This is a genomic window from Massilia suwonensis, assembly GCF_042655665.1.
In the GTDB taxonomy this organism is placed as follows: Bacteria; Pseudomonadota; Gammaproteobacteria; order Burkholderiales; family Burkholderiaceae_D; genus Telluria; species Telluria suwonensis.
Window position 1 is genome coordinate 1,424,002 of the sequence record NZ_JBHSMR010000013.1, and the last position, 25,972, is coordinate 1,449,973.

General features: G+C 65.5%; 25 protein-coding genes and 1 tRNA gene. 10 read left to right on the plus strand and 16 right to left on the minus strand.

The window, feature by feature from the left end; all coding sequences use genetic code 11:
* Window positions 1–66: 66 nt before the first annotated feature.
* From hscA to ACFPQ5_RS14460, 7 genes are all read right to left on the minus strand, one after another.
* Entirely contained in the window at window positions 67–1,956 is a 1,890-nt protein-coding gene (gene hscA / locus ACFPQ5_RS14430) for a Fe-S protein assembly chaperone HscA (protein ID WP_379756802.1), read from the minus strand.
* A 139-nt stretch (window positions 1,957–2,095) separates the two neighbouring features.
* Window positions 2,096–2,611 (minus strand): Fe-S protein assembly co-chaperone HscB, encoded by a 516-nt coding sequence (gene hscB, locus ACFPQ5_RS14435; RefSeq protein WP_379756805.1) that lies wholly within the window; start codon window positions 2,609–2,611, stop codon window positions 2,096–2,098.
* 7 nt (window positions 2,612–2,618) lie between these two features.
* Complete coding sequence (gene iscA / locus ACFPQ5_RS14440; RefSeq protein WP_056333409.1) at window positions 2,619–2,942, minus strand: iron-sulfur cluster assembly protein IscA; 324 nt, start codon at window positions 2,940–2,942, stop codon at window positions 2,619–2,621.
* Window positions 2,943–2,970: 28 nt separating this feature from the next.
* On the minus strand, window positions 2,971–3,357 hold the full coding sequence (gene iscU, locus ACFPQ5_RS14445) for a Fe-S cluster assembly scaffold IscU (RefSeq protein WP_056333406.1): 387 nt from the start codon (window positions 3,355–3,357) through the stop codon (window positions 2,971–2,973).
* Window positions 3,358–3,384: 27 nt separating this feature from the next.
* Window positions 3,385–4,641, minus strand: coding sequence for an IscS subfamily cysteine desulfurase (locus ACFPQ5_RS14450; protein WP_136218496.1), 1,257 nt, complete (start codon window positions 4,639–4,641; stop codon window positions 3,385–3,387).
* A 13-nt stretch (window positions 4,642–4,654) separates the two neighbouring features.
* Window positions 4,655–5,137, minus strand: coding sequence for a Fe-S cluster assembly transcriptional regulator IscR (gene iscR / locus ACFPQ5_RS14455; protein WP_379756810.1), 483 nt, complete (start codon window positions 5,135–5,137; stop codon window positions 4,655–4,657).
* A 309-nt stretch (window positions 5,138–5,446) separates the two neighbouring features.
* Window positions 5,447–6,220, minus strand: a complete 774-nt coding sequence (locus tag ACFPQ5_RS14460; protein WP_379756813.1) for a uracil-DNA glycosylase family protein — start codon at window positions 6,218–6,220, stop codon at window positions 5,447–5,449.
* A gap of 143 nt (window positions 6,221–6,363) precedes the next feature.
* Here ACFPQ5_RS14460 and ACFPQ5_RS14465 point away from each other — a divergent pair, with 143 nt between their 5' ends.
* Complete coding sequence (locus tag ACFPQ5_RS14465) at window positions 6,364–6,810, plus strand: CBS domain-containing protein (RefSeq protein ID WP_379756816.1); 447 nt, start codon at window positions 6,364–6,366, stop codon at window positions 6,808–6,810.
* A 16-nt stretch (window positions 6,811–6,826) separates the two neighbouring features.
* Here the strand turns inward: ACFPQ5_RS14465 and maiA are convergent, their stop codons facing one another.
* Both maiA and ACFPQ5_RS14475 read right to left on the minus strand, forming a co-directional pair.
* The gene (maiA, locus tag ACFPQ5_RS14470) at window positions 6,827–7,471 is read right to left on the minus strand and encodes a maleylacetoacetate isomerase (protein WP_379756819.1); all 645 of its coding nucleotides are present in this window, start codon (window positions 7,469–7,471) and stop codon (window positions 6,827–6,829) included.
* Window positions 7,468–8,493, minus strand: a complete 1,026-nt coding sequence (locus tag ACFPQ5_RS14475; protein WP_379756822.1) for a fumarylacetoacetate hydrolase family protein — start codon at window positions 8,491–8,493, stop codon at window positions 7,468–7,470. The genes maiA and ACFPQ5_RS14475 overlap by 4 nt, the downstream gene beginning before the upstream one ends.
* A gap of 99 nt (window positions 8,494–8,592) precedes the next feature.
* Here ACFPQ5_RS14475 and ACFPQ5_RS14480 point away from each other — a divergent pair, with 99 nt between their 5' ends.
* The 3 genes from ACFPQ5_RS14480 (at window position 8,593) to ACFPQ5_RS14490 (ending at window position 10,466) form a co-directional block, all read left to right on the plus strand.
* Window positions 8,593–9,513, plus strand: coding sequence for a LysR family transcriptional regulator (locus ACFPQ5_RS14480; protein WP_379756826.1), 921 nt, complete (start codon window positions 8,593–8,595; stop codon window positions 9,511–9,513).
* A gap of 56 nt (window positions 9,514–9,569) precedes the next feature.
* Window positions 9,570–10,139, plus strand: coding sequence for a gamma-glutamylcyclotransferase (locus tag ACFPQ5_RS14485; protein WP_379756829.1), 570 nt, complete (start codon window positions 9,570–9,572; stop codon window positions 10,137–10,139).
* Window positions 10,140–10,217: 78 nt separating this feature from the next.
* A complete protein-coding gene (locus ACFPQ5_RS14490; RefSeq protein ID WP_379756832.1) occupies window positions 10,218–10,466 on the plus strand; it encodes a hypothetical protein in 249 nt (82 codons plus the stop codon).
* 230 nt (window positions 10,467–10,696) lie between these two features.
* Here the strand turns inward: ACFPQ5_RS14490 and ACFPQ5_RS14495 are convergent, their stop codons facing one another.
* The 3 genes from ACFPQ5_RS14495 to ACFPQ5_RS14505 all read right to left on the minus strand — a co-directional run bounded on the left by ACFPQ5_RS14495 (window position 10,697) and on the right by ACFPQ5_RS14505 (window position 13,157).
* Window positions 10,697–11,824 carry a PA0069 family radical SAM protein gene (locus tag ACFPQ5_RS14495; protein ID WP_379760119.1) on the minus strand — a complete coding sequence of 376 codons (1,128 nt, stop codon included), beginning with the start codon at window positions 11,822–11,824 and terminating at the stop codon, window positions 10,697–10,699.
* Window positions 11,825–11,932: 108 nt separating this feature from the next.
* On the minus strand, window positions 11,933–12,556 hold the full coding sequence (locus ACFPQ5_RS14500; protein ID WP_379756835.1) for a tRNA-uridine aminocarboxypropyltransferase: 624 nt from the start codon (window positions 12,554–12,556) through the stop codon (window positions 11,933–11,935).
* Between the two features lie 37 nt (window positions 12,557–12,593).
* Window positions 12,594–13,157, minus strand: coding sequence for an NADPH-dependent FMN reductase (locus tag ACFPQ5_RS14505; RefSeq protein ID WP_379756838.1), 564 nt, complete (start codon window positions 13,155–13,157; stop codon window positions 12,594–12,596).
* 343 nt (window positions 13,158–13,500) lie between these two features.
* Between ACFPQ5_RS14505 and ACFPQ5_RS14510 the strand changes: the two genes are divergently transcribed.
* Both ACFPQ5_RS14510 and ACFPQ5_RS14515 read left to right on the plus strand, forming a co-directional pair.
* A complete protein-coding gene (locus ACFPQ5_RS14510; protein ID WP_379756841.1) occupies window positions 13,501–14,781 on the plus strand; it encodes a dienelactone hydrolase family protein in 1,281 nt (426 codons plus the stop codon).
* 132 nt (window positions 14,782–14,913) lie between these two features.
* Window positions 14,914–16,089: an esterase/lipase family protein gene (locus ACFPQ5_RS14515; RefSeq protein ID WP_379756844.1), complete on the plus strand. Its 1,176-nt coding sequence runs from the start codon at window positions 14,914–14,916 to the stop codon at window positions 16,087–16,089.
* Window positions 16,090–16,105: 16 nt separating this feature from the next.
* On the opposite strand, the gene ACFPQ5_RS14520 is transcribed toward ACFPQ5_RS14515, so the two are convergent.
* Together ACFPQ5_RS14520 and ACFPQ5_RS14525 are read right to left on the minus strand one after the other, a co-directional pair.
* Entirely contained in the window at window positions 16,106–17,044 is a 939-nt protein-coding gene (locus ACFPQ5_RS14520; RefSeq protein WP_379756847.1) for a pyridoxal-phosphate dependent enzyme, read from the minus strand.
* A 13-nt stretch (window positions 17,045–17,057) separates the two neighbouring features.
* On the minus strand, window positions 17,058–18,959 hold the full coding sequence (locus ACFPQ5_RS14525; RefSeq protein WP_379756850.1) for a hybrid sensor histidine kinase/response regulator: 1,902 nt from the start codon (window positions 18,957–18,959) through the stop codon (window positions 17,058–17,060).
* A 247-nt stretch (window positions 18,960–19,206) separates the two neighbouring features.
* Between ACFPQ5_RS14525 and ACFPQ5_RS14530 the strand changes: the two genes are divergently transcribed.
* Together ACFPQ5_RS14530 and ACFPQ5_RS14535 are read left to right on the plus strand one after the other, a co-directional pair.
* Window positions 19,207–21,447: an ATP-binding protein gene (locus tag ACFPQ5_RS14530; RefSeq protein WP_379756853.1), complete on the plus strand. Its 2,241-nt coding sequence runs from the start codon at window positions 19,207–19,209 to the stop codon at window positions 21,445–21,447.
* Between the two features lie 19 nt (window positions 21,448–21,466).
* The gene (locus ACFPQ5_RS14535) at window positions 21,467–21,922 is read left to right on the plus strand and encodes a response regulator (protein ID WP_379756856.1); all 456 of its coding nucleotides are present in this window, start codon (window positions 21,467–21,469) and stop codon (window positions 21,920–21,922) included.
* 30 nt (window positions 21,923–21,952) lie between these two features.
* Here ACFPQ5_RS14535 and ACFPQ5_RS14540 read toward each other — a convergent pair whose 3' ends face one another.
* Entirely contained in the window at window positions 21,953–23,608 is a 1,656-nt protein-coding gene (locus ACFPQ5_RS14540) for a response regulator (protein WP_379756859.1), read from the minus strand.
* A 169-nt stretch (window positions 23,609–23,777) separates the two neighbouring features.
* Between ACFPQ5_RS14540 and ACFPQ5_RS14545 the strand changes: the two genes are divergently transcribed.
* A complete protein-coding gene (locus ACFPQ5_RS14545) occupies window positions 23,778–24,071 on the plus strand; it encodes a hypothetical protein (protein ID WP_379756862.1) in 294 nt (97 codons plus the stop codon).
* 68 nt (window positions 24,072–24,139) lie between these two features.
* Window positions 24,140–25,669 carry an amidase gene (locus ACFPQ5_RS14550; protein ID WP_379756865.1) on the plus strand — a complete coding sequence of 510 codons (1,530 nt, stop codon included), beginning with the start codon at window positions 24,140–24,142 and terminating at the stop codon, window positions 25,667–25,669.
* Between the two features lie 165 nt (window positions 25,670–25,834).
* Here ACFPQ5_RS14550 and ACFPQ5_RS14555 read toward each other — a convergent pair.
* Window positions 25,835–25,910, minus strand: a tRNA-Asn gene (locus ACFPQ5_RS14555).
* Window positions 25,911–25,972 lie beyond the last annotated feature (62 nt).

Sequence of the window (25,972 nt, forward strand, 5' to 3'; positions counted from 1 at the left end):
AACCTCTTCAATTATTTATACTGTCTGCGTGCGGCCCCATGGTGGGCACGGGGCGCCCACCCTACATCACACTTCGTCCAGCGACTTGCCGGCCAGCGCCTGGCGCACGCTCTTGTCCATGCGGCGCGCGGCAAATTCTTCGGTACCGTGCGCGAGCGCCTGCACCGCGTCGTGCACGGCATTCTGGCGCAGGCCCGGCTCGATCGCCGCATCGTTCGAATACGCGATCGCATCACGCACGCCCTGCAGCAGCGACGCCACCGATTCCTGCTCGGCCGCATCGAGCAGCCCGGCATCGCTGTCCAGCGCCGACTGCGTCGCCAGCAGGATGCGGTCGGCCTCGACCTGCTCTTCGCGCAGCGCGCGCATCTGCATGTCGACCTGCGCCGAGCTGTACGAATCCTGCAGCATGCGTGCCACTTCGTCGTCGGCCAGGCCGTAGGATGGCTTCACCGTGATCGAGGCTTCCACGCCCGAACGCGTCTCGCGCGCCGAGACCGACAACAGGCCGTCGGCATCGACCTGGTAGGTCACGCGGATGCGCGCCGCACCGGCCGCCATCGGCGGAATGCCGCGCAGCTCGAAGCGCGCCAGCGAGCGGCAGTCCGACACCAGCTCGCGCTCGCCCTGCACCACGTGCACCGCCAGCGCGGTCTGGCCATCTTTAAACGTCGTGAATTCCTGGGCGCGCGCGCAAGGAATCGTCGAATTGCGCGGGATGATTTTTTCCACCAGCCCGCCCATGGTCTCGATGCCGAGCGAGAGCGGCGTCACGTCCAGCAGCAGCCAGTCGTCGCCGGCGGCGCGGTTACCCGCCAGCAGGTTGGCCTGGATGGCGGCGCCCAGCGCCACTACCTTGTCCGGGTCGATGTTCGCGTGCGGGATGGTATGGAAGAACTCGGACACGGTACGGCGCACGTGCGGCATGCGCGTCGCGCCGCCGACCATCACCACGCCGTCCACGTCTTCGACGCTCACGTTGGCGTCGCGCATGGCCTTGCGGATGGCGTTCATGGTCTTCGCGACCAGGTGCTTCGTGATCTCGGCGAAGGTCTGCGCCGTGACGTTCACGTGCACCAGTTCGCCCGAGTTCAGGACGGCGTCGACCGTCGTTTCGTCGTTGGTCGACAGCAGTTCCTTGGCCTGGCGCGCTTTCACCATCAGGGTAGCCGTGTCTTCTTCCGACAGCGGCGACAGCTTGGCCTGCTCGGTGATCCAGCAGAACAGGCGGTGGTCGAAGTCGTCGCCGCCCAGGGCCGAGTCGCCGCCGGTGGACAGGACTTCGAAGACGCCTTTCGAGAGCTTCAGGATCGAGATGTCGAAGGTGCCGCCGCCCAGATCGTAGACGGCGTAGACGCCTTCCGAGCCGTGGTCGAGGCCATAGGCGATCGCCGCGGCGGTCGGTTCCGACAGCAGGCGCAGCACGTTCAGGCCGGCCAGCTGGGCGGCGTCTTTCGTCGCCTGGCGCTGGGCGTCGTCGAAGTAGGCGGGCACGGTGATCACGGCGCCGACCAGGTCGTCGCCGAGGGAGTCTTCGGCCAGCTGGCGCAGGGTCGCAAGGATTTGCGCCGAGGTCTCGACCGGGCTCTTCACGCCGGCCACGGTGCGGATTTGCACCATGCCTTCGCCGTCGACGAAGTCGTATGGGAGGTTTTCGGCGTGGGCGATGTCCTTCAGGCCGCGGCCCATGAAGCGCTTCACCGAGACGATGGTGTTCTTCGGGTCGGTCGTGCGCTGGGCTTGCGCCTTGCGGCCGATGTGGGCGTGGCCGTTGGGGAGGTAACGCACGACCGATGGCAGCAGCGCGCGGCCGTCCTCGTCGCTGAGCACTTCTGGAATCCCGCTGCGCACGGTGGCGACGAGCGAATTGGTGGTGCCCAGGTCGATGCCGACGGCCAGGCGGTGCTGGTGCGGGGCGGTGGACATGCCGGGTTCGGAGATCTGCAAAAGTGCCATGTTCGTGTTACCTGGTTGTTATTGTGTGGTGCGTTGAACGGTGGGCACGGGGCGCCCACCCCTACGTTCAGACGCTGGTTGAACGCGTGGGCGGCAAAGCCGCCCACCTTACGTTCCTCCGGCATACCACGCCGGTGATTTAACCTTCGACCGCTTCGTAGGCGTACTGTACTTCTTCGCCGAATTTGTCGAGGAACATCAGGGCGCGGACGCCTTCGGCGGCTTTCTGGAAGTCGCCGGCGTCGAGCTGCTCCCCTACCCGCTCCAGCAGCGCCTTGCGTTCCATGCGCACGTCCTTGTCGAGCGCATCGAGCGCATCGGCGTCCTTTGCCGCACGGGCGTCGCCCAGCGCCTCGCGCCATTCCATCTGCTGCATCAGGAAGTCCATCGGCATCGCCGTGTTCGATTCCGTCTGCAGGTCGACGCCATTCAGTTCGCACAGGTACTGCGCGCGTTTCTGCGGGTGCTTCAGCGTTTGATAGGCTTCGTTGGCGCGCGTGGCCCATTGCATGGCGACGCGCTGCTCGGCGCCGGTCGCGTTGACGAAGCGGTCCGGGTGGACGCGGCCCTGGACCTCGCGGTAGGCCGCGTCGAGTGCGCTCATGTCGACGTCGAAGCGGGCCGGCAGGCCGAAGAGCTCGAAGTGATTCTGCATCTCAGGCTTAGATACGGAAGCTCTCGCCGCAACCGCAATTGTCCTTGACGTTCGGGTTGTTGAAGCGGAAGCCTTCGTTCAGTCCCTCGCGGGCGAAATCGAGTTCGGTGCCGTCGATGTAAGGCAGGCTTTTCGGGTCGACGAAGACCTTCACGCCATGCGATTCGAAGACGTTGTCCTCGGCCGCCGCTTCGTCGACGTACTCCAGCTTGTAGGCCAGGCCGGAGCAGCCGGTGGTGCGCACGCCGAAACGCAGCCCGAGGCCCTTGCCGCGACGCTCGATGTAGCGGTTGATGTGCTTCGCCGCTTTTTCGGTCAGTGTGATTGCCATGCGTTTCTTCTCCAGCTTGGGTTCTTACTTAGGCGGTTGCGTGCTTGGTCTTGTAGTCGGCGACGGCGGCCTTGATCGCGTCTTCGGCCAGGATCGAACAGTGGATCTTCACCGGCGGCAGCGCCAGTTCTTCGGCGATCTGCGTGTTCTTGATGGCCAGTGCCTGGTCCAGGGTTTTACCCTTGACCCACTCGGTCACCAGCGAGCTCGAGGCGATGGCCGAACCGCAGCCATAGGTCTTGAACTTCGCGTCTTCGATCAGGCCCTGCTCGTTCACCTTGATCTGCAGCTTCATCACGTCGCCGCAGGCCGGTGCGCCGACCATGCCGGTGCCGATCGACTCGTCGCCCTTGTCGAAGGCGCCGACGTTGCGTGGATTCTCGTAGTGGTCGAGTACTTTGTCCGAATATGCCATGGTAGTGCTCCTTGAATTCTCAGTAATTTAGTGTGCGGCCCATTGGATCGAATTCAGGTCGATCCCTTCCTTGAACATGTCCCACAGCGGCGACAGTTCGCGCAGCTTGCCGACCTTCGACTTCAAGAGTTCGATCGTGAAGTCGATGTCTTCCTCGGTCGTGAAGCGGCCGATGGTGAAGCGGATCGAGCTGTGCGCCAGTTCGTCGCTGCGGCCCAGGGCGCGCAGCACGTAGGACGGTTCCAGCGAGGCCGAGGTGCAGGCCGAACCGGACGACACGGCGATGTCCTTGATCGCCATGATCAGCGACTCGCCTTCGACGTAGTTGAACGAGACGTTCAGATTGTGCGGCACGCGGTTGGTCATGTCGCCGTTGATGTAGACCTCTTCGATCTCCATCAGGCCCTTGGCCAGGCGGTCGCGCAGCGCGGTGATGCGCACGATCTCGGCGTCCATCTCTTCCTTGGCGATGCGGAAGGCCTCGCCCATGCCGGCGATCTGGTGGGTCGGCAGCGTGCCCGAACGCAGGCCGCGCTCGTGGCCACCGCCGTGCATCTGCGCTTCCAGGCGCACGCGCGGCTTGCGGCGCACGTAGAGGGCGCCGATGCCCTTCGGACCGTAAGTCTTGTGCGCGGTGAAGGTCATCAGGTCGCACTTGGTCTTGTTCAGGTCGATGTGGACCTTGCCGGTCGCCTGGGCGGCGTCGCAGTGGAAGATGATGCCCTTCGAGCGGCACAGTTCGCCGATGGCGTCGATCGGCTGGATCACGCCGATCTCGTTATTCACCAGCATGACCGAGACCAGGATGGTGTCAGGACGGATCGCCGCTTCCAGCTGCTCGACGGTGATCAGGCCGTTGTCCTGCGGCTCGAGATAGGTCGCTTCGAAACCCTGGCGTTCCAGTTCGCGCACGGTGTCGAGCACGGCCTTGTGCTCGGTCTTCACCGTGATGATGTGCTTGCCCTTGGTCTTGTAGAACTGGGCCGCGCCCTTCAGCGCCAGGTTGTTCGATTCGGTCGCGCCGGAGGTCCAGATGATTTCGCGCGGATCGGCACCGACCAGGGCTGCGACGTGGCCACGCGCCTCTTCGACGGCAGCCTCGGCCGACCAGCCGTACATGTGGCTGCGCGACGCCGGATTGCCGAACTGCTCGCGCAGGAAGGGAATCATCTTGTCGGCCACGCGCGGATCGATCGGCGTGGTTGCCGAGTAGTCCATGTAGACCGGGAAATGTGGCGCAGTCACAAAGCTCTGCTCGATTTTTTTGTCCAAAGGCGCGTTCATCAGTTCACTCCAGTCATGCTTCAATTTTTGCGGGGGCGGCCGCAGTGCGGTGCACCACGACGACGTTCTGTTCTTTCTGCTTTTGCTGGTCGACCAGGTCTTGCAGCGAGACCGAGTCCAGGTAGTCGACCATCTTGGCGTTCAGCGTGGTCCACAGGTCGTGCGTCATGCAGCGGATGCCGCTGGCGGCGTCGGACCCGTGGCAGTTTTCCTTGCCGCCGCATTGGGTGGCGTCGAGCGGCTCGTCGACGGCGATGATGATGTCGGCCACCGTCACCTTTTCCGCCGGACGCGCCAGGCTGTAGCCGCCGCCCGGCCCGCGGATCGATTCGACGATCTCGTGGCGGCGCAGCTTGCCGAACAGCTGCTCCAGGTAGGACAGCGAAATGGCCTGGCGCTGGCTGATGCCCGACAGCGTGACCGGCCCCGTGCCCTGGCGCAGGGCAAGATCGATCATCGCAGTGACAGCAAAACGGCCTTTGGTGGTCAGACGCATCACAACCCCGGTAATGTTAAAATATTGCTCTTGTTCATTTTTATCAGGTCTCTCATGCTGAAGCATAAAGACCGGATTAGTTGAACGATTTAGTCAAGTATAGCAAATTCCGGGGGGCTTGTCTTGGCGGGCCCAAAAATGGCCGGGTGGCTGGCGGGGCGTTTTCGAGAGTTCGAAAGGCACGTATCACCGCGTGGGCGGGGGATCCGCCCACCTTACGAGGACCCCGGTACGTAGGGTGGAGTGCTCCACCCTTCGGCGTGCATCGACGCGACGCTCGCGCACTCCACGCGTCGATACGCGACCTCTCTACTCTCGCGCCCGCAATAATTCCATCGGACCGAACAGCCGCTGCATCCCCTGATGCCCGATAAAGCTCAGGTTATACGGATGCTCCGCATACACCTGCGGCAAGCGCTCCGTCTCCGGAAGCTTCCTCAACTGCTCCGCAATCTTGCCCCACAACACCAGCGTCGGCGTATGCGGCTGCTCCGCCAGCACCGCCAACACTGTCTGCAAAAAGGGCAACCACCCACGCGCATCGATCGCGGGCGCCACGTGCTTGCGAAACACCAGCGCCGCATTCAGCAGCAGGAAGCCGTGCGACGTCAGGTTGTCCTGCAACTGCGCCAGTGTCCGAATCGATCCGTTCGAGCCGGCGGCAGCGGCCACCGGCGCCATCGCCGCCCCGCCGGTATCGTCCTGCTGCAACTGCCCATCCGCCACCAGCAGCATCTTCATGAAGTTACGCAGCGAGGTCGCCCGGTTGACGGGCTTCGACAGCCCCGCCTCGCTCCACAGCTCGCCGACGGCGCCATCCATGAAGCAGACCCCGGTCGCACTTTCCGCGCGTGGATACGGCCCCTCCCCCACCAGCACGTAGCGCACCTTCCCCAATGGCTGGGCGAAGGCGGCGAACAGGCGGCCTTGCGTCGGCAGGTACTCATCGATGGCAAGCGCCGGCAGGTAGCCGGGATTGGCGCGCGCGACCGCTTCCAGGCCGCGCAACAGATGGGGACGCCAAGAGGCGTCGGCAAGATCGAGGGCATCGATCATTACCTCGGGAATCGGGGAATCGGTCATGGGCTCGATGTCGCGAAAATGAGGCGGAATTGTAGCCCAGCCCATGCGCAGCGGGTGCCAGCGTGCCGCGCGTCAAGCTGGCGTAGCGGTTTCAGGAATCGAGGCATATTTGTCGCCCGCTTAACCAGAACAGGAGACCGAACATGCAAACCATCCAAGACATCATGACGCGCGACGTGCAGACGATTTCGCCGCAGGAAAGCGTGCAGCGCGCAGCGCAATTGATGGACGAACTGAACGTGGGCGCCATTCCCGTGCTCGAAGGCGACAAGCTGGTCGGCATGATCACCGACCGCGACATCGCCGTGCGTTCGGTCGCCGCCGGCCAGAATCCCGTCTCGACCCGGGTCACCGACGTGATGAGCACCGACGTGCGCACCTGCACCGCCGGCCAGAGCGTCGATGAGGTGCTGGGCCAGATGGGCGACGTGCAGATCCGCCGCATTCCCGTCGTCGACGAAGGCTCGCAGAAGGTGATCGGCATCGTATCGCTGGGCGACGTGGCGACCAAGCATTCGGCCGACGTCGACCGTACGCTGGACGAAATCTCGACGCCGTCGGAGCCGGACCGCTCGGCGACCCGGCACTAAGGGCTTTCCTGAGCGCTTACTCCGCGTCCGGCTGCTTCGACGGATGCGCCGCCACGAAGGCCGGCAGCTCGATGCACTGCGCGTTGATGCGCGCGATGTTCGGGTAGGCGCTCATGTCGATCTCGAAGCGCTGGGCGTTGAAGACCTGCGGCACCAGGAAGCAGTCGGCGATCGTCGGCGAAGGGCCGTGGCAGAACGGGCCGGCGGCCGGGTCGCGCGCCAGGTGGTTCTCGAGGCCGGACAGGCCTTCGCGGATCCAGTGGCGCACCCACTCCGTCTTCTGCGCTTCGCTCAGCTTCAGTTCGTGCACCAGGTGCTTCAGCACGCGCAGGTTGTTCAGCGGGTGGATGTCGCAGGCGATGATCTGCGCCAGCTCGCGCACCTTGGCGCGGCCCGGGGCATCCTGCGGCAGCAGCGGGACGGCCGGGAAGCGCTCTTCCAGGTATTCGATGATGGCCATCGACTGGGTCAGCGTGATGCGCTCGTCCTGGAAAGTCGGCACCAGGCCGCTCGGATTGATGCTGCGGTATTCTTCCTGGCGCTGCTGGCCGCCATCCTTGAGCAGGTGCACGGGAATGGCGTCGTAGCCCAGGCCCTTCAGGTTCAGGGCGATGCGCACGCGGTAGGCGGCCGAGCTGCGGAAATAGGTATAAAGCTTCATTCTTTTCTCCCGTGGTAGTGCGCGACTTCGTGATCGATGGCGCCGAAGATGCTGGCGCCCTCACGGTCCAGCATTTCGATGCGCACGCTGTCGCCGAAGCGCAGGAATGGGGTTTGAGCCTTGCCGTGCTCGATGGTTTCATACATCCGCACTTCGGCCAGGCAGCAGTAGCCGACGCCGCCGTTGGCGATGCTGGAACCATGCAGGTTCCCCTGTTTATTGGACACCGTGCCGGAGCCGATGATGCTGCCGGCGCACAGTTCGCGCGTCTTGGCCGCGTGACTGATCAGCTGCGCGAAGCTGAAGGTCATGTCTTCGCCCGCATTCGGCTTGCCGAAAGGCTCGCGGTTGATCGAGACCAGCAGCGGCAGGTGCAGCTTGGAGTCAGCCCAGGCCTCGCCCAGCTCGTCCGGCGTGACCGCTACCGGCGAAAAGGCGCTGGCCGGCTTCGACTGGTAGAAACCGAAGCCCTTGGCCAGTTCGTTCGGGATCAGGTTGCGCAGGGACACGTCGTTGACCAGCATGACCAGGCGGATCGCCTTGGCGGCCTCGTCCACGCTGGCGCCCATCGGCACGTCGCCGGTGACGACCGCGACTTCCGCTTCCAGGTCCACGCCCCAGTCCTCGCTCATCACGGCGATCGGATCGTTGGGGCCGATGAAGGAATCGCCGCCGCCCTGGTACATCAGCGGGTCGGTGTAGAAGGAGGCCGGCACCTCGGCGTTGCGCGCTTTTCTCACCAGCTCGACGTGGTTGATGTAGGCCGAGCCGTCGGCCCACTGATAGGCGCGCGGCAGCGGCGAGTGGCAATCCATCTCGATGAAGGATTCGGCCTGGTCGGCGCTGCCCTGGTTGAGCTTGTCATACACGGCCTGCAGGCGCGGCGCGACCGCGTCCCAGTCGTCGAGCGCGCATTGCAGGGTGCGTGCGATTTTCGGCACAGCCTGGCAGGTGACCAGGTCGCGGCTGACGACGACCAGCGTACCGTCGCGGCCGCCGGTCTTGAGGGTGGCGAGTTTCATGGCGAAATCCTTCGTTCTGTGCAGTGAGTTGCCGCCATTAAAAAACAATTTGAACTATCATACAAACAATATTTTCTGCCTGATTTATCAGACTATCTTATGAATCCGACCCTACGCCAGATGCGCGCCCTCGTGGCACTCGCCAAGACGGGCAATTTCACGGCAGCGGCGGCGGCCATGCACGTGACGCAGTCGGCCTTGTCCGGGCTCATCAAGGAGCTCGAGCAGACCCTGGGGGCGCGCGTGGTCGACCGCTCGACGCGCCGTATCGTATTGACGGACATCGGCCGCGAGCTGTACCCGCTATTTAGCCAGATGATCGATGATCTCGACGGTGCGCTGGCGAACGTGGCGGACCACACGCAGCTGCGCAAGGGCGTGGTCCGCATCGCCGCGCCGCAATTGATGTGCTGCACGCTGGTGCCGGAAGCGGTGGCCGCCTACCGTAGCCAGCAGCCGGACATCGACGTGCGCGTCGCCGACAGCGCGGTCGAGCACGTGATCGCACGGGTGCTCTCGGGCGAATCCGATTTCGGCATCGGTCCCGAACGCGATCCGGCGCCGCAGCTGGAAACGCGCGAACTGTTCGAAATGCCCTTCTCGCTGGTCTTCCCGCAGGGCCATCCATTGGAAAGCCGGGAGCAGGTCACCTGGCAGGACCTCGCCCGCTACCCCTTCATTTCGCTGCAAGGCCAGTTCACGGAGCGCCTGCAGGCCGACATGGGCGCCATGCTGCGCGACGTTTCCCTGAAACCGGCGAACGAGGTGACCTTCATGACGACGGCCCTGGCGATGGTCAGCGCCGGACTCGGCATTACCGTCTGCCTGCCCTACGCCGAGCCGCTGGTCCAGCTGTACAAGCTGCACATGCGCCCGCTGGAAGCGCCGCGCTTGACGCGGCGTTTCTTCGTCTACACCCGCGCCGGGCGTTCGCTCTCTCCCGCCGCGCAGAGCTTCATCGATTTCCTGTTTCCGTATGTGGATGCCAAGCGCAGCGCGGCGCGCGCGCAAGCGGCCTGAGCCTGCACCGTCGGCGACGCCGGGCTAGAATCGGTATTTTCTGCGGAGCTGCACGGATGTCCCACAACACCATCGCGATCAACCAGCGCATGGACAAATTCGACGGCCACCACCAGGTCTGGCTGTTCGGCTACGGTTCGCTGATCTTCAAGGCCGATTTCCCCTATCTCGAACGGCGCCCGGCCAGCATCGCCGGCTGGACCCGCCGCTTCTGGCAGGGTTCGCACGACCACCGCGGCACCGAGACCGCGCCCGGCCGCGTCGTGACCCTGGTGCCGGAGACCGGCGCCGTTTGCCACGGCATGGCCTACCTGGTGACCCCGGAGGAATTCGCCCACCTCGACCACCGCGAAAAGAACGGCTACCTGCGCCTGGCGATCGACATCGCCTTCGACGAGGGCGGCAGCGTGGAGGGACTGGTCTACATCGCGACCCACGAGAACGCGGCCTACCTGGGGCCGGCGACCGAGCGCGAGATTGCGCAGCACATTGCGGCCGCGCGCGGACCGAGCGGGCCGAACAGCGAATATCTGCTGGAACTGGCCCGGGCCTTGCGTGCGCTCGGCAAGACCGACGCGCACGTGTTCGACATCGAACGGCATCTGCTCGAGCTGGCCGGCAACTGAATCCTCGCGGCATGGTTTGCCGCTTGCATGGCCCGAGGCCGTAGAATGCGGTCTGCATTCACTTCTCTATCTGCCTCTATGGAAACCAAGGATCAGCGTTACCTCGTCCAACAAAACAAGCTTGCCGACGGCGGCACCAAACCGCCCGTGTTCGCCAAGGTCATGCGCAGCAAGGAAGGCAAGTTCGAAGGCGTTTCTTTCATTAAGAACAAGGACAAGGCCACCGTCATGACCGTGGCCGAGGCCCAGGAAGTCATCGACTGGGCCGCGAGCAAGAAGAGTAACGCGAAAGAATACGCGACCAAGATCATCTGCCTGGGCCAATAGTCCCGATCATATCCCGCGCCCTGCGGGCTCAGCGCCTGCGCTTGCGCGGACCACCCTGGCCGGGAGGATTGTTTCCTCGTCCCTTGCCAGAAGGTTTGCCGGTCGTACTCGGACCATTCGGGGGACGCGGTGCGGGTTGAGGTTTGTTCGGCATGGCGGTCTCCTGGTTTGCACACCTTGGACCCACTGACCGTGCGCGGAGTTGCACCCTCTCGCGCCGGCCTTGCTTCTCAGAACAGATCCAGCTGCCCTGCCCCCTTCGCGCTCGCCTTGCCCACCGCCGCCGGCACCACCAGCGGCCGCCGGAACTGCGATGTGTCGAGCCGGTCGAAGCGGTTGCTCAGCTTGCCCAGCCCCATGCGTTCGACAGTCTTGGTGAAACGCTGGCGGATCAAATCGGCCCAGACGCCCTCCCCGCTCATGCGCTTGCCCCAGTCGCTGTCGTAATCCTTCCCGCCGCGCATCTCGCGCACGCGGTTCATCACGCGCTGGGCCCGCTCGGGGAAATGGGTTTCGAGCCATTCCTGGAACAAGGGATTGACCTCGAAGGGCAGCCGCAGCACGGTGTAGTGCGCGCTGACGGCGCCCGCGTCGCGCGCCGCTTCCAGGATGCGTTCGATTTCAGGCTCGGTCACAAAAGGGATGATCGGCGCCACGCTGACGCTGACCGGAATGCCGGCTTCGGTCAGCGTGCGGATGGTACGCAGGCGCCGTGCCGGGGCGGCGGCGCGCGGCTCCAGGGTGCGCGAGATTTCGGAGTCGAGCGTGGTGAGGGTAATCGCGGCGCAGGCCAGTCCCTTGGCCGCCATCGGGGCCAGCAAGTCGATATCGCGCTCGATCAGCGAGGACTTGGTGATCATGCCGACCGGGTGATTGCACTCGCTCAGCACCTCGAGCACCTGGCGCGTCAGGCGCTTGTCGCGCTCGCAGGGTTGATAAGCGTCGGTATTCACGCCGATGGCGATGTGTTCGGGTCGATAGCCGGGCTTGGCCAGCTCGCGCCGCAGCAACTCGGCCGCGTTGACCTTGGCAAATAGCTGGGTCTCGAAGTCGAGGCCGGGCGACAGGCCGAGGTAGCTGTGCGTCGGCCGCGCGAAGCAATAAATGCAGCCGTGCTCGCAGCCGCGGTAGGGATTCAGCGAAACCTTGAAGGGAATGTCGGGCGAGGCATTGCGCGACAGGATGCTTTTTGCGATCTCGTCCGTGACCTGGGTCTTGAAGCGCGGCGCGCCCTCGATGGCGATGCCGGCTTCCCAGCCGTCGTCGAAGCCTTCGCGGCCGTTGACTTCGTAGCGGCCCTGGATATTCGATACCGCACCGCGCCCGCGTGCCGCCACGAGCGGACGTGCGGCCACGATGGGCTGCTCGGCACTGTATTCCCGGTCAATTGTTCGTTCGCGCAGTTCCACTTGGGCACCTCGATACTGTATGTTTATACAGTATGGTACGCCGCTCCGGGTGTGAACTCAAGCGTGTCGTGTGTGCGGACGGTCCAGGGGCACGAAATCGGCTTGCTGTTGCACGAATCCGTCAAACGCATCGAACAGGGGCGCGACTTGCGCCATGTCGCCGCCGAGCTGGCCCAGCGCGTAGGCGGCGGCCTCCAGGCTCGACAGCTGGTCCGGCGCATGGGCCTTGCGGATGCGGTAGTTCGAGGCCGGCATGCTCGAGAGCGCCAGGCGCGGCAAGGCCTGCAGGGCCGGGTTCAGGTGCAGCATCTTGCGGCTCTTGCGCCAGGTGGCGTCGAGCACGACCAGGCGCAGCTGCTCCGCCGGCGGCAGTTCGCCCGCCGCGACTGCAGCGACGCCCGGCGTCTCGGGATACAGCAGCAGCGGCGTGCGCCCATCGGCATGCAGCAGCGCGTCGAGTTCGGCCGGATCGAACTGCTCCCCCACCGCCAGCGCGCTGCCGGCCACGCACAGGTGCAGCAGGCGCGCGCTGTTCTTGGCGTTCGCCACCTCCAGCGGATGCTGCAGGATCAATAGCGAGGACGACGCATCGACCGGGCGCACCCAGGCGCAGATGCAGGCCGACTGGGCGCGCAGGCAGGCCGCGCAGCTGGCGCGGCGGGAGGAAATCAGGGAAGACATCGGCGCATGCAAAAGGAAACAGGCGCCGATTGTAACGCTAGGCGCTCTTGCGCAGCGGCGCCAGCGCCCCGCTCCAGGCCACCACCTGGTCGAGCATGGCATTCACCGATCCCGTGTGGTGCGCGGCCGGCTTGAAGGTCGCGAAATTCTCGAAGTCGGTGAACAGCGACAGCATCACCTGGGCTCGCACGTCGGCCACCATCAGTTCGCCCATCACCAGGCGCAGGCTCTCGATCGCGCGCGCCCCGCCCGCGCTGCCGTAGCCGACAAAGCCGGCCGCCTTGTTGTTCCACTCTTTATAGAGGAAGTCGATGGCGTTCTTCAGCGCGCCCGAAGTGCCGTGGTTGTACTCGGGCGTGACGAAAACGAAACCATCGTACTGCGCAATTTTCTCGGCCCAGGCGATCGTGTGCGGCTGCGAGTACTGACCCATCGAGGGCGGCACCGGCTCGTCAAGCAGGGGCAAGTTGAAATCCTGGATATCGACCAGTTCGAACTGCGCATCGCTGCGCTTGCCCGCCGTCTCCATCACCCAGCGTGCCACGTCGAGTGCCTTGCGTCCTGGACGGGTGCTGCCCACGATTACCGCCACTTTCACCATGTCGTTCTCCTCGTGATTGGTTGGGAACTGCCGCAGCCATTCTAGTGAAAGTGCCTGGCGGGTCGCGCCGCCTTGCCGCCAAGTCACTCATAAATAAGTGACAAGACCGCGTCGATTTTACCGCTATCAAAGCGGCAATCTTTCTCGTTCAATCACGCTTCTCGAGGCCACAAGCGCAACAGTGGCAGCTTTCATTGTTGATGTATCTGAGCATCTTTACCACACACGAAAATTTAACTCTGGAATTGCCGAAACGGATATTGCCCTCGCGTTTCTAGGTGCCTAGAATCAATTTATTCCTTCAAGCAATTCTGTCGCACCGGCAGGCATTTCAGAGTCGCCCATGTTCAAAGTTCGTCCCGCTGTCCGCAAGATCACCGCCGCCCTGCTCGCCGGCCTGGCCATGTTGCCAGGCATCGCCATCGAGCAGGAACTCGAGCTCGACTACCGCATGAACGAACAGATCGTGCAGGTGCCGGCCGGCTACGAGAACCGCGCGATGCTGGAGACGACCGTGTTCCGTCCGAACGGTCCCGGTCCCTTCCCGCTGCTGGTGATCAACCACGGCAAGGACCCGGGCCGTCCGAGCGCCCAGCCGCGCGACCGCTTCTATCATATGGCGACCGCCTTCGTGAAACGCGGCTACGCCGTGATGGTGCCGATGCGCCAGGGCTTCGCCAATTCGACCGGGCGCTACCGCGACCGCGGCTGCGACATGACGGCCAACGGCTACCTGCAGGCCGAGGACATCCGCTCGACGCTCGAGTATGCGCGCAGCCAGTCCTGGATCGACAAGGACCATATCGTGGTGGCCGGCCAGTCCTATGGCGGCCTGGCGACGATGGCGCTGGGCACGCAGCAGCTTCCTGGCGTGCGCGGCCTGATCAATTTCGCAGGCGGCCTGCGCGACGACAGCGACCGCTGCGCCTGGCGCTCGGCCCTGGTGTCGGCCTTCGCCGAATACGGCGCCAACAGCAAAGTGCCGAGCCTGTGGATGTATGGCGAGAACGATTCGCTGTTCGGCCCGGACCTGGCCAACCGCCTGCACGAAGCCTATGCCCAGGCCGGCGGCAAGGCGCGCCTGATCGAGTTCCCGTCGTTCAAGCGCGACGCCCACGGCATGCTGGCCAGCCGCGACGGCGAGAAGATCTGGCTGAACGACACGATGCGCTTCCTGAAGAACGTCGGCATGCCGACCGAGGTGCTGTACGACGTGCCGGCGCCGCCGCTGCCCGCGCGTACCGATTTTGCCAAGGTCGACGACGTCGAGGCCGTGCCCTTCCTCTCGGAAAACGGACGCCGCGCCTACGCCGACTACCTGACCAAGATGACGCCGCGCGCCTTTGCCGTGTCGCCATCGGGTGCCTGGACCTGGGCCGAGGAAGGCGAGTCGCCGGAAGCGCGCGCCCTGGCCACCTGCTCGGCCAAGAGCAGCGAGCCCTGCAAGCTGTATTCGATCGACGACTACGTGGTGTGGAATGGCAACCGCGTCGACGCCGCCGAGAAGGCCAGCATGACCGCCTCGATCGCGGCGCCGGCCGACGCGAATGCGCCGGGTGCGGTGGGCAGTACCGGGGCACGCCAGCCCGTTCCTGCTGCCAAAGCAGTTCCCGCAGCAAACTGATTCATCTCGTCAAGCCGGCGGCGCACCTTCCTGTTGCGCCGCCGGCTTCGTTCTTGCGCACGCTCGATCTGGCGCAAACCTCAGCCTTTTCCAGCCTCCGACAATGAAGCCTTCGACCTCCCGGAGAGCTTCATGCCGCGCCCGTACCGGATTTTCCTTGCTGCGCTCCTTCTGACGCTGGCCCAGTTGACGGGCACGGCGCGCGCCGCCAACGACAATCCCATCGTGCTGGTACACGGCTTCCTCGGCTTCGGTCCCGACCAGTTCCCGCGCAGCGGCTACCTTTACTGGGGCGGCTACGGCGACCTGGCCGCCCACCTGCGCAGCTACCGCGGCCCGCATACGGTCTTCACCGCCACCGTCGGCGCCATCGCCAGCAACCGCGAGCGCGCGGCCGAGCTGTATGCGCAGCTCAAGGGCGGCTGCGTCGACTACGGGCCGCGCCGCCGCGCCACCGGCACGGCCGACAAGGCGGTCCAGTGCTGGGCGGCCGACCCGGCGAACAATCCAATGGGCTATCCGCCCGCGCTGTATCCGGCATGGGATGCGGCGCACCCGCTGCACATGATCGGCCACAGCCAGGGCGGCACCACGATCCGCGCCCTGGTCGAACTGCTGGAACACGGCGATCAGCAGGCCGGCGATGGCGAGCTCTACCGCGGCGGCAAGCTCGGCTGGATCCGCAGCGTCACCACGATCTCGGCGCCGCACAACGGCACCACCCTGCGCGACGCCGTGCTCGACATCCTGCCCGAACTGCAATCGCCCCTGCGCGACTGGCTGCTGGCCGATCTCGCCAACTGGGAACTGGCCCCCGACGGCGCGCGCAGCTTCAATGCCTGGGCCCGCACCTCGCCCGGGGTCTATTATTTTTCGGTCGGCACGGTTGCGACCGAAGCCGGCGCGCCCTGCTGCAACGACACCGACCGCCGCATCGCGCCGCTCCAGAACCGCCGTTACCAGTACCCGCGCAATGACATGTTCGCCTACTACAAGACCTATGCCGGGGAATGGATCGTGCCCTCGATGCTGCAGCACGGGATGGGCGGCTATACCCAGGATGCGCCCGGGCGGGTTCGGGTCGACGCCGCCTGGTTCGCCAACGACGGCGTGGTCAACACCAGCAGCATGCGCGCGCCCGCCGGCCATCCGGTGCGCGACTTCGACGGCACGCCGCTGCCGGGTACCTGGAATTTCCTGGGGAATTATCGCGGCTACGACCACTTCGACATCCTGAACTGGCCGAACAAGGGGCCGCCGGCCGAACCGGTCTACGAGCGCATCAGCGATATCCTGTTTGCGCTGTGAGCGCGGTCGATGTTGGTCAGCCGGCCGCGGGCACGGACAGTTGCGCGCCCCAGGCCTGCAGCTGCGCCACCGTGGCCGTCGCGCCGCCGCAGACGATGACGAGCACGTTCCCGAAAGCGGCAAGCGGGCCGTCCGCGCGCCAGGCCAGCGCCAGCGCGGCGCCGCAGGCCGGCTCGACGACGACCCGGTGCTCGTCCATGAAGCGCAGGCAGGCGGCGACCGCTTCGCCATCGCTCACCACGACGGGCGCGATCGGATGCGACCGCGCCAGCGCGAACGCGTGTTCCGACACCTTGCGCGCGCCGAGCGAAGTGGCGATGCTGGTGATCGCCGGCAATTCGATGCGTTCGCCGGCCGCCAGCGAGCGGGCATAGGAATCGGCGCCGTTCGTTTCGACGGCGAACACGGGCACCCCGTTCCAGCCCTGGCGGCGCAGGCCGGCCACGACGCCGCTGAGCAGTCCGCCGCCGCCGACGGCCAGCACGACGGCGTCCGGCCGCACGCCGCTTGCTGCGACCTCGTCGATCATGCTGGCGTGACCTTCCCACAGCAGCGGATCATCGAAGGGGTGGATGAAGGCGTCGTCGAGACCCAGCAGCGACTGGGCATGCGCATTCGCTTCCTGGAAGGACAGTCCGTGGACCAGCACGTCGGCGCCCTCGCGCGCCAGCAGGGCGCGGGTGCGCTCGCTGCTCGTTTCCGGCACCACGACCAGGGCCGGCAAGCCCAGGCTGCGCGCAGCGTGCGCCGCGGCCAGGCCGGCATTACCGCCGGACGAGGCGACGATCCGCCGCGCCCCCCGCGCCGCATAGGTTTCGCAGGCATGGCCGATGCCGCGCAGCTTGAACGAACCGCTCGGCTGCAACGCCTCCATCTTCAGCCAGACAGGTGCGCCGTGCCGCCGCGCCGCAAACGCCTGCAATGGCAGCAAGGGCGTGGCGATGTGCAGGGCCACGGTGCCGCCTTGCTTACGCCGCCGAGCGCAGCGCGCGCGCCAGGTCGGACAGGCGGTACGGCTTGCCGACGAAGACGAAGTCGCCGAGCTTGACATCCTCGAGCTTCAGGGCCGGCAGCGGATAGCCCGACGCCAGGATGGTCTTTACCTCGGGATAGTTCGCGTGCGTATAGGTCGCCAGCTCGATGCCGTTCATGCCCGGCATGATGACGTCGGTGAACAGGATGTCGACCTCGCGCGTGGCCAGCAGGTTCATGGCTTCCTGGCTGCCCGACGCGGTGACGACTTCGTAGCCCATGCTGATGAAGAGCGCCGAGGCGACGTCCATCAGGTCGGGCTCGTCCTCGACGATCAGCACCACTTCCGTGTCGTCCTGGTGCATGCTGCCGTCCTGGCCCGGCGCGGCCGGCAGGAAGATCGAAATCGACGTGCCTTCGCCCGGCGCGGTGCCGATCACGACCTCGCCGCCCGACTGCTTGATGAAGCCGTACACCTGGGACAGCCCCAGGCCCGTCCCTTTACCCACTTCCTTGGTCGTATAGAAAGGCTCGAAGGCGCGCGCGGCGGTCTCGGGCGTCATGCCGGTGCCGGTGTCGGTCACGCTCACGCGCACGTAGGGCCCCGGCGCCAGGCCGCGCACCTCGTGTTCGACCAGGTCGACGTTGGCGGTCTCGATCTGCAGGTGGCCGCCCTCGGGCATGGCGTCGCGCGCGTTGACGACCAGGTTCAGGATCGCCGACTCGAAGCGCGCGCTGTCGATGACGGTGGTGCGGATCTGCGGTTCGAGCTTGATCTGGAAGTCGATCGAGGCATTCACGGCGCGCCGGAACACGGATTCGAAACCGGAAATCAGGCGGTTCACGCTGCGCGTTTCCGGCTGCAGCGGCTGCTGGCGCGCGAAGGCCAGCAGCTGCTGGGTCAGCTTGGCGCCGCGGTCGATCGCACGGCGCATGCTGTCGAAGGTCTTGCTGTCGGCGCCGGCGCCGCGGCCCAGGGCCAGCACCTCGAGGCCGCTGGCCAGCACCGACAGCAGGTTGTTGAAGTCGTGCGCGATACCGCCGGTCAGCTGGCCGATCGATTCCATCTTCTGCGCCTGGAACAGGGCCGCGTTCGCTTCGGCAAGCGCCGCGTCGGCTTTCTTCTTCTCGGTCAGGTCGCGCGTGATTTTGGCGAAGCCGATCAGCGAACCCATCTCGTCGTGGATCGCGTCGATCACGACGTGGGCCCAGAAGCGGGTCCCGTCCTTGCGCAGGCGCCAGCCCTCGGCTTCGTAGCGCCCCTCGCGCGCTGCATTGCCGAGCGCCCGCGCCGGCAGGCCGGCGGTCCGGTCTTCCTCGGTGTAGAAGCGCGAGAAATGCTGGCCGACGATATCGTCGTAGCTATAACCCTTGATGCGCTCGGCGCCGACGTTCCAGTTGGTGACCGTCCCGTCGGGCGCGAGCATGTAGATGGCGTAGTCGGTGACGCCCTGCACCAGCAGGCGGAAGCGTTCCTCGCTGGCGCGCAATGCCTGCTCGGCCTGGCGTTTCTCGGTGATGTCGCGCGTGATCTTGGCGTAGCCCAGCAGGGTGCCCTGCTCGTCGTAGATCGGGTCGATCACGACGCTGGCCCAGAAGCGCGTGCCGTCCTGGCGCATGCGCCAGCCCTCGGCTTCGTACTTGCCTTCGGCCAGGGCGGTGGCAAGCGCGCGCGCCGGCAGGTTCGTGGCGCGATCCTCGGGCGTGTAGAAACGCGAGAAGTGCTCACCGAGGATTTCCGGCGCCAGGTAGCCCTTGAAGCGCTGGGCGCCGGCATTCCAGCTGCTCACATGGCCTTCCGGATCGAGCATGGAGATCGCATAGTCGCTGATCCCGGAAATCAGGTACTGGAAGCGCTGCTCTTCGGTCAGCTTCTTCTTGGCAGGTTGGTTGGTCATCGGTGGCAAGGGCTCGCAATGGCGGAATAAGGCAGCATATTAAACCCAAACTGCGCCAAACAGCCACGCGACATTGCCAGATCGTCCATGTCTTTACGGAAACGTCAAGCCGAGATCGGCTCAAAAACTTGGCTTTTCGTTCCAGCGTTGCACAGCATGGAAAAGGCGGGACCGGCCGCGTACTTGCCCTTGCCTTTCACGCTAGAATACTGCTTTTGCAACCCAGCCGTGCCCACGCCCGCGCCTCATGACTCCACCTTCTTCCGCACCGCTCGACCTGTCCGGCTGTGACCGTGAACCCATCCGTACTCCCGGCAGCATCCAGCCCCATGGCTTCCTGCTGACGCTGGCGCCGGACGGACAGGTCCTGCAGGCCAGCGCCAACCTCGTGCGCTGGACCGGCGTCGACGCCGAGGCCGCTTGCGGGCGGCCGCTGGCCGAGGTGATCGGCCAGGACGCGGCCGGGCGCCTGCTCCCGGCGCTGACCGAACGCAAGCTGGGGCCACGGCCTGCCTACCTGGGCACGATCGCTGCCGGCAACGGCGCCCATTTCGACGCCCTCGGCCATGAATGGGACAGCGTGATCGTGCTCGAATGCGAAGCCGTCGAGCGCGCCGAAGCACTGGACTTCCGCGACCTGTACCCGATGCTGGGCGACTTCCTGCTGCACGTGAACGAGACCCAGTCGGTCGAGTCGCTGGCCACGCTGGCGGCCAGGCAGGTGCGCATGGTGACGGGCTTCGGCCGCGTGATGGTCTACCAGTTCGACCGCGACGGCCACGGCCACGTGATGGCCGAATCGAAGGAAGAAGGCTATGCCTCGTATATGGGACAGCGCTTCCCGGCCACCGACATCCCGGCCCAGGCGCGCGACCTGTATGCGCTCTCGCGCATCCGCCTGATCCAGGACGCCAACTACGTTCCGGCGCCGCTGGTGCCGTCCGAGAATCCGGTGACGGGCGCGCGCAACGACCTCTCCTTTGCAGCCCTGCGCAGCGTTTCGCCGGTGCACCTGCAATACATGCGCAACATGGGCACACTTGCCTCGATGTCGGTGTCGCTGATGGTCAAGGGCAAGCTCTGGGGCCTGATCTCCTGCCACAACGAGACGCCCTGCCCGCTCGCTTTCGAGAAGCGCACCGCCTGCGAGCAGCTCGGCCAGGTGCTGGCGCTGTGCATCGAGTCGCGCGAGGACGCGACCGAGCTGCAGTTCCGTCTCGAGGTGCGGCGCATGATGGTAGCCATGCTGGGCAATCTCACCAAGGGCGCCGACGTCATCGAGAACATGAGCGGCGTCTTCCCGGAACTGCTGCGCTTCGCGCGCGCCGGCGGCGTGGCCGTCGTCACCGACGAGCGCGTGCTGACCTGGGGAGATACGCCCGACGCCCACGCCATCGGCGACCTGGTCGCCTGGCTCGAAGCGGAAGGATACGGCGCCGAGATCTACCATACCGACCAGTTGTCCGCCGATTACCCGGACGGCGGCGCCATCCGGCGCAATGCCAGCGGCCTGCTGGCCATGCCGATCTCGCGCCTGCACAAGCACTACCTGCTGTGGTTCCGTCCCGAGGTGGTGCATACCATCGAATGGGCCGGCAATCCGCACGAAAAGGAAGGCATGCCGGCGCCGACGCAGCTCAGTCCGCGCACCAGCTTCGCCACCTGGCGCGAGGTCATCCACGGCGTCAGCCTGCCCTGGCACGTGGCCGAGATCGAACTCACCGGCGAGTTCCGCAGCGCCCTGCTCGGCATCGCGCTCGAACGTGCCGAACAGATGGCCGAACTGGCCGAGGAACTGGGCCGCGCCAACAAGGAACTGGAAGCGTTTTCGTATTCGGTCTCGCACGACCTGCGCGCGCCGCTGCGCCACATCGTCGGCTTTTCCGACCTGCTGCTGGAGTCCGCCGGCAGCGAGGACACGACCATGCGCCAGCGCTTCCTCACCAACATCAAGGAGTCCGCCCGCCTGGCCGGCAAGCTGGTCGACGACCTGCTGAGTTTTTCGCAGATGGGCCGCGCCGCCCTGCGTCCGGTCGAGGTCGACATGTCGAAGCTGGTCGCCTCCTGCATCGACAAGCTGGCGCTGGACACGGCCGGCCGCAACATCGAGTGGAATGTGGCGCCGCTGCCGCGCATCACGGCCGACCCGACCTTCCTGCTCCTGGCCGTGCAGAACCTGCTGTCGAACGCGGTGAAATTCAGCGGCGGGCGCGACCCGGCCCGGATCCGCATCTGGTCCGGGCAGGACGAACACGAAACGGTGTTCCACGTCGCCGACAACGGCGCCGGCTTCAACATGGAATACGTGCACAAGCTGTTCAGCGTGTTCCAGCGCCTGCACCGGATGGAAGACTTCCAGGGCACCGGCATCGGCCTGGCCAACGTGCGCCGCATCGTCGAGCGCCACGGCGGACGCGCCTGGGCCGATTCCGTACTGGGCCAGGGCGCCACCTTCTCGTTCAGCATCCCGCGCAAACTCGCACTTTAAACGCACTGCCAAGCCAACCATGTTAAAACCCATCCTGCTGGTCGAAGACAATCCGAACGACCTCGAGCTGACCCTGGTCGCGCTGGCGCGCAGCCAGCTCGCCAACGAAGTCGTGGTCGTGCGCGATGGCGCCGAGGCGCTCGACTACCTGCTGCGCCGCGGCGAATTCGCCGAGCGTCCGGAAGGCAACCCGGCCGTCACCCTGCTCGACCTGAAGCTGCCGAAGGTCGACGGCCTGGAAGTGCTGGCGACGATCCGCAAGACCGAGGCACTCAAGAGCATGCCGGTCGTGATGCTGACCTCGTCGAAGGAAGAACAGGACCTGATCACCAGCTACTCGCTGGGCGTGAACGCCTATGTCGTCAAGCCGGTGGACTTCAAGGATTTCCTGCGCGCGATCGCCGACCTCGGCATGTTCTGGGCCGTGCTGAACGAGCCGCCGCCGGGTTCGTTCCGCTACACGCCGCCGAAGTAAGCGGCGCTTCACAGCGCGGGTGCAGAAGGCCTAGTTGGCCGTGGCGCCGGCGCTGCTCGCTGCCTGCGCGCCATTGCGTCCGCGCCGCAGCAAATGACGGATGCGCGCGCTCAGCGCGTCCGGATGATAGGGCTTCTGCAGCAGGTGCACCGAGGCGCTGACCTTGCCCTCGTGCGCCAATACCCCTTCCGCATAGCCCGAGGTATATAAAATCTGCGCGGACGGCAGATGCCTGCGCACCGCCTCACCCAGCTGCAGGCTGCTCACCGGTCCCGGCATGATGACGTCGGTGAACACCAGGTCGACGTGGCGCCCGCTTTCGACGATCTCGACCGCACCGGCCGCGTCGCAGGCTTCCAGCACCTCGTAGCCGAGCGCGGACAGGATCGCGCAGGTCGAGTCGCGCACGTCTTCTTCGTCTTCCACCACGAGAATCGTTTCCAGGCCGCCGAACAGCGGCACCTCGACCGCCTCCTCCGGCTGGGCCGCCTCGACGGCACTGCGCGGCAGGTAGATGCGCACGCTGGTGCCGCGCCCCACTTCGCTGTCGAGCACGATCTCGCCGCCCGACTGCTTGACGAAGCCATAGGCCATCGACAGGCCCAGGCCCGTGCCTTTGCCGACCGGCTTGGTCGTGAAGAAGGGTTCGAAGGCGCGCTGCAGGACTTCGGGCGGCATGCCCTTGCCGGTATCGGCCACTTCGATCAGGACGTACTCGCCGGCCGCGACGCCAGGCGGCAGCGCGGCATGCCTGTCCGCGGCGTCGCCGCCGGCATTGCTGGCGCGGATCAGCAAGCTGCCGTTGCCGCCCATCGCGTCGCGCGCGTTGATGGCCAGGTTGAGCAGCACGTTGTTGAGCTGGTTGGGGTCGGCGACAGTGCTCCACAGCGCCGGACCGATATCGGTGACGATGCGCGCGTTCGGACCGAGCACGCGGCGCATCATGTCGTCCATCTCGCGCAGCAGGTGGCCGGGATTGAGGACCACGGCCTGCAACGGCTGGCGCCGGGCAAAGGCCAGCAGATGCGAGGACAGCTTGGCGCCGCGCTCGACGCCGGCCAGCGCCATCTCGACGCGCGTGCGCGCCGCATCGTTCAGGTTGCCGACCAGCTTGAGCAGTTGCAGGTTGCCGCCGATGATCTGCAGTACGTTGTTGAAATCGTGGGCCACGCCGCCGGTCAGCTGGCCGATGGCTTCCATCTTCTGCGCCTGGTGCAGGGCCGACTGGCTCTCGGCCAGCTGCTGCTGGCTCAAGCGCAGCGAGGCAAACGCGGCGTCGCGCTCACGGCGGGCAATGCAGGCGTCGTTGTGGTACTGGACGCGCGCGACCAGTTCGCGCGGATCGGGCCATTTGACCATGTAGTCGTTGACGCCGGCGGCGAAGGCTTGCGCCTTGACTTCCGGATCGTCCTCGGACGACAGCATGATGACGGGGACGTGTTCGGTGTCGGACGTGGCGCGCAGGCGGCGCGTGAATTCGAAGCCGTCGAGGTCGGGCATGCGCAGGTCGACCAGCACCACGGTAATGCCCAGTTCGCGCACCAGGTCGACCGCGCGGGCCGGGCTCGACTCGTAGTGCAGGACGTGCTTGACGCAGGTTTTCAGCCCATGCTCGATGATCTGCTGCGCAAAAGGCTCGTCATCGATCAGCAGGATCGAACAGGAACTGGTTTCGTCTTCGATCATCGTTAAAAGGCCCCGTTTTTGCTCGCCACGCAGAAGCCAAGTTGCATTTTGTGAAGCGTTGATTCTACACCAATGTGAACAGTGAGTTCATCAAATTCACTTTTCCGCTTGTCGGGTTCCGATTCGCCACCACATTGTATTCACAATGTTTTTTTGCCGGACAGGAGCCATGGACGATCCCCTTTGCCCCTTGTGCGGTCGCGAACTGGGCACCGTCAACATCGACCGCCATCACCTGGTGCCGAAGACCTTCAAGGGCAAGGAGCAGTTCCCGATCCACAAGATCTGCCATCGCAAGATCCACTCGGCCTTTACCGAGCGCGAACTGCTGCGTACCTACCATACCTGGGACGCGCTGCGCGGCCACAAGGAGATCCGCGCCTTCATCGACTGGGTGGCGAGGAAGCCTCCGGACTTCTATACCCGCACCTATACCTCGAACGACAAGAAGCGCAGGAAGTGACGGATTTGAGTTTAACTTGACAAGATTTAATTGAAGATATTCCATACGGGTATTCCCTGAGGATGCCCATGGACTTCGCCCACTACCTGCAACACGACGCCACCGCCCTTGCCGCCCTGATCCGGCGCGGCGACACCAATCCAGCCGAACTGCTGGCGCTGGCATTGACGCGCAATGCCGAGGTCCACGGCCGCATCAATGCCGTCTGCCGCCTGCTGGACAAACAGGCGCAGGCGCAACTGGCGCACTTGTCGACCGGGCCGCTGGCCGGCGTGCCCTTCCTGATCAAGGATTGCGTGCAGGATTACGCCGGCGTACCGACCAGCTTCGGCAGCCGCTCGATGCAGGGCTATGTGCCGCTCGAACACGCCTCCGTCGTGCGTCGCTACCTGCAGGCCGGCCTGGTCGTCTTCGGCAAGACCAATCTTCCCGAGTTCGCTTTAAAGGCGGTGACCGATCCGGTGCTCTACGGTCGCGCCAGCAATCCCTGGAACCTCGACCATACGCCCGGCGGCTCGAGCGGCGGCGCCGCGGCGGCGGTCGCAAGCGGCATCGTGCCGATGGCGGCCGGCAACGACGGCGGCGGCTCGCTGCGCATCCCGGCCGCCTGCTGCGGCCTGTTCGCACTGCGCCCTTCGCGCGGCCGGGTGTCGTCGGGTCCGGCGATCGGCGAAGTCTGGTTCGGCGCCTCGACCGAAGGCGTACTGTCGCGCAGCGTGCGCGATTCGGCGCTGGCGCTCGACATCCTGTCCGGACCGGAGCCGGGCGACCCGTTCGACGTCGCCCCGCCCGCTGCACCCTACGTCGACCTGATGCGGCGCGATCCGGGCCACCTGCGCATCGGCTTCAGCACGGTCTCGCCGATCGGCACCGAAGTGCATCCGGAAGCGGTACTGGCGGTGCAAAAGGCGGTCGCCCTGCTGCGCGGACTGGGGCACGAAGTCGAGGAAGCGGCGCCCGAGATCGACGGCGCGGCGCTGGCGGAAAGCTTCCTGCACATGTACTTCGGCCAGGTGCCGGCGATCGTCGCGCGCGGCAAGGCGCTCGGTGCGCGCGCTTCCGACGTCGAACTGATGAGCCGCCTGCTGGCAACGCTGGGCGGTAGCGTTTCAAGCGGACGCCTGACTGCGCAACTGGACAAGTGGAACGATTTCGCGCGCGCGCTGGCCCGCTTCCATGCGCGCTACGACATGCTGCTGACGCCGACGCTGGCCCATCCGCCGATCCGCCACGGCCAGGGCGACCCGCCGCGCGGCGAGCAGTTCGTGCTCGACCTGCTGCAGCGCTCCGGCCTGCTCGGCATCCTGGCGCGCCTGGGCTTATTGGAAGGCACCGTCAACAAGATCGCGCGCGACAGCCTGCGCTACGTGCCCTTCACCCAGCTGGCCAATCTGACCGGCACGCCGGCGATGTCGGTGCCGCTGCACTGGACGGCTGCCGGCTTACCGCTGGGCGTGCAGTTCGTGGCGCGCTTCGGGGCCGAGGACAAATTGCTGCAGCTGGCGCACCAGCTGGAGGGCGTGGCGCCGTGGTTCGATCGCTTGTCGCCACTGGCGCGGGAAGGTGTGGAAGCCGCAGGCAAGTTGGTGCCGGCGTAGGGTGCGCACTCCGTGCGCACGCGGTTTCACCGGCTGATCTGCGGCGCCCTGGACAATAATCCCGCTGCGGTGTGCATGGGCACGACCGCGTGCGCACAGAGTGCGCACCCTACAACCCCAAAAACAAAAAAGGCCGCATCCTTCGACGCGGCCTTTTCAATATTCTGGCTCCCCGACCTGGACTCGAACCAGGGACCTGCGGATTAACAGTCCGTCGCTCTACCGACTGAGCTATCAGGGAATTGAGGCAACATTATAGCGGGCGGATTGCAGTTTGGCGAGTCCCGTACGAAAATTTCAATC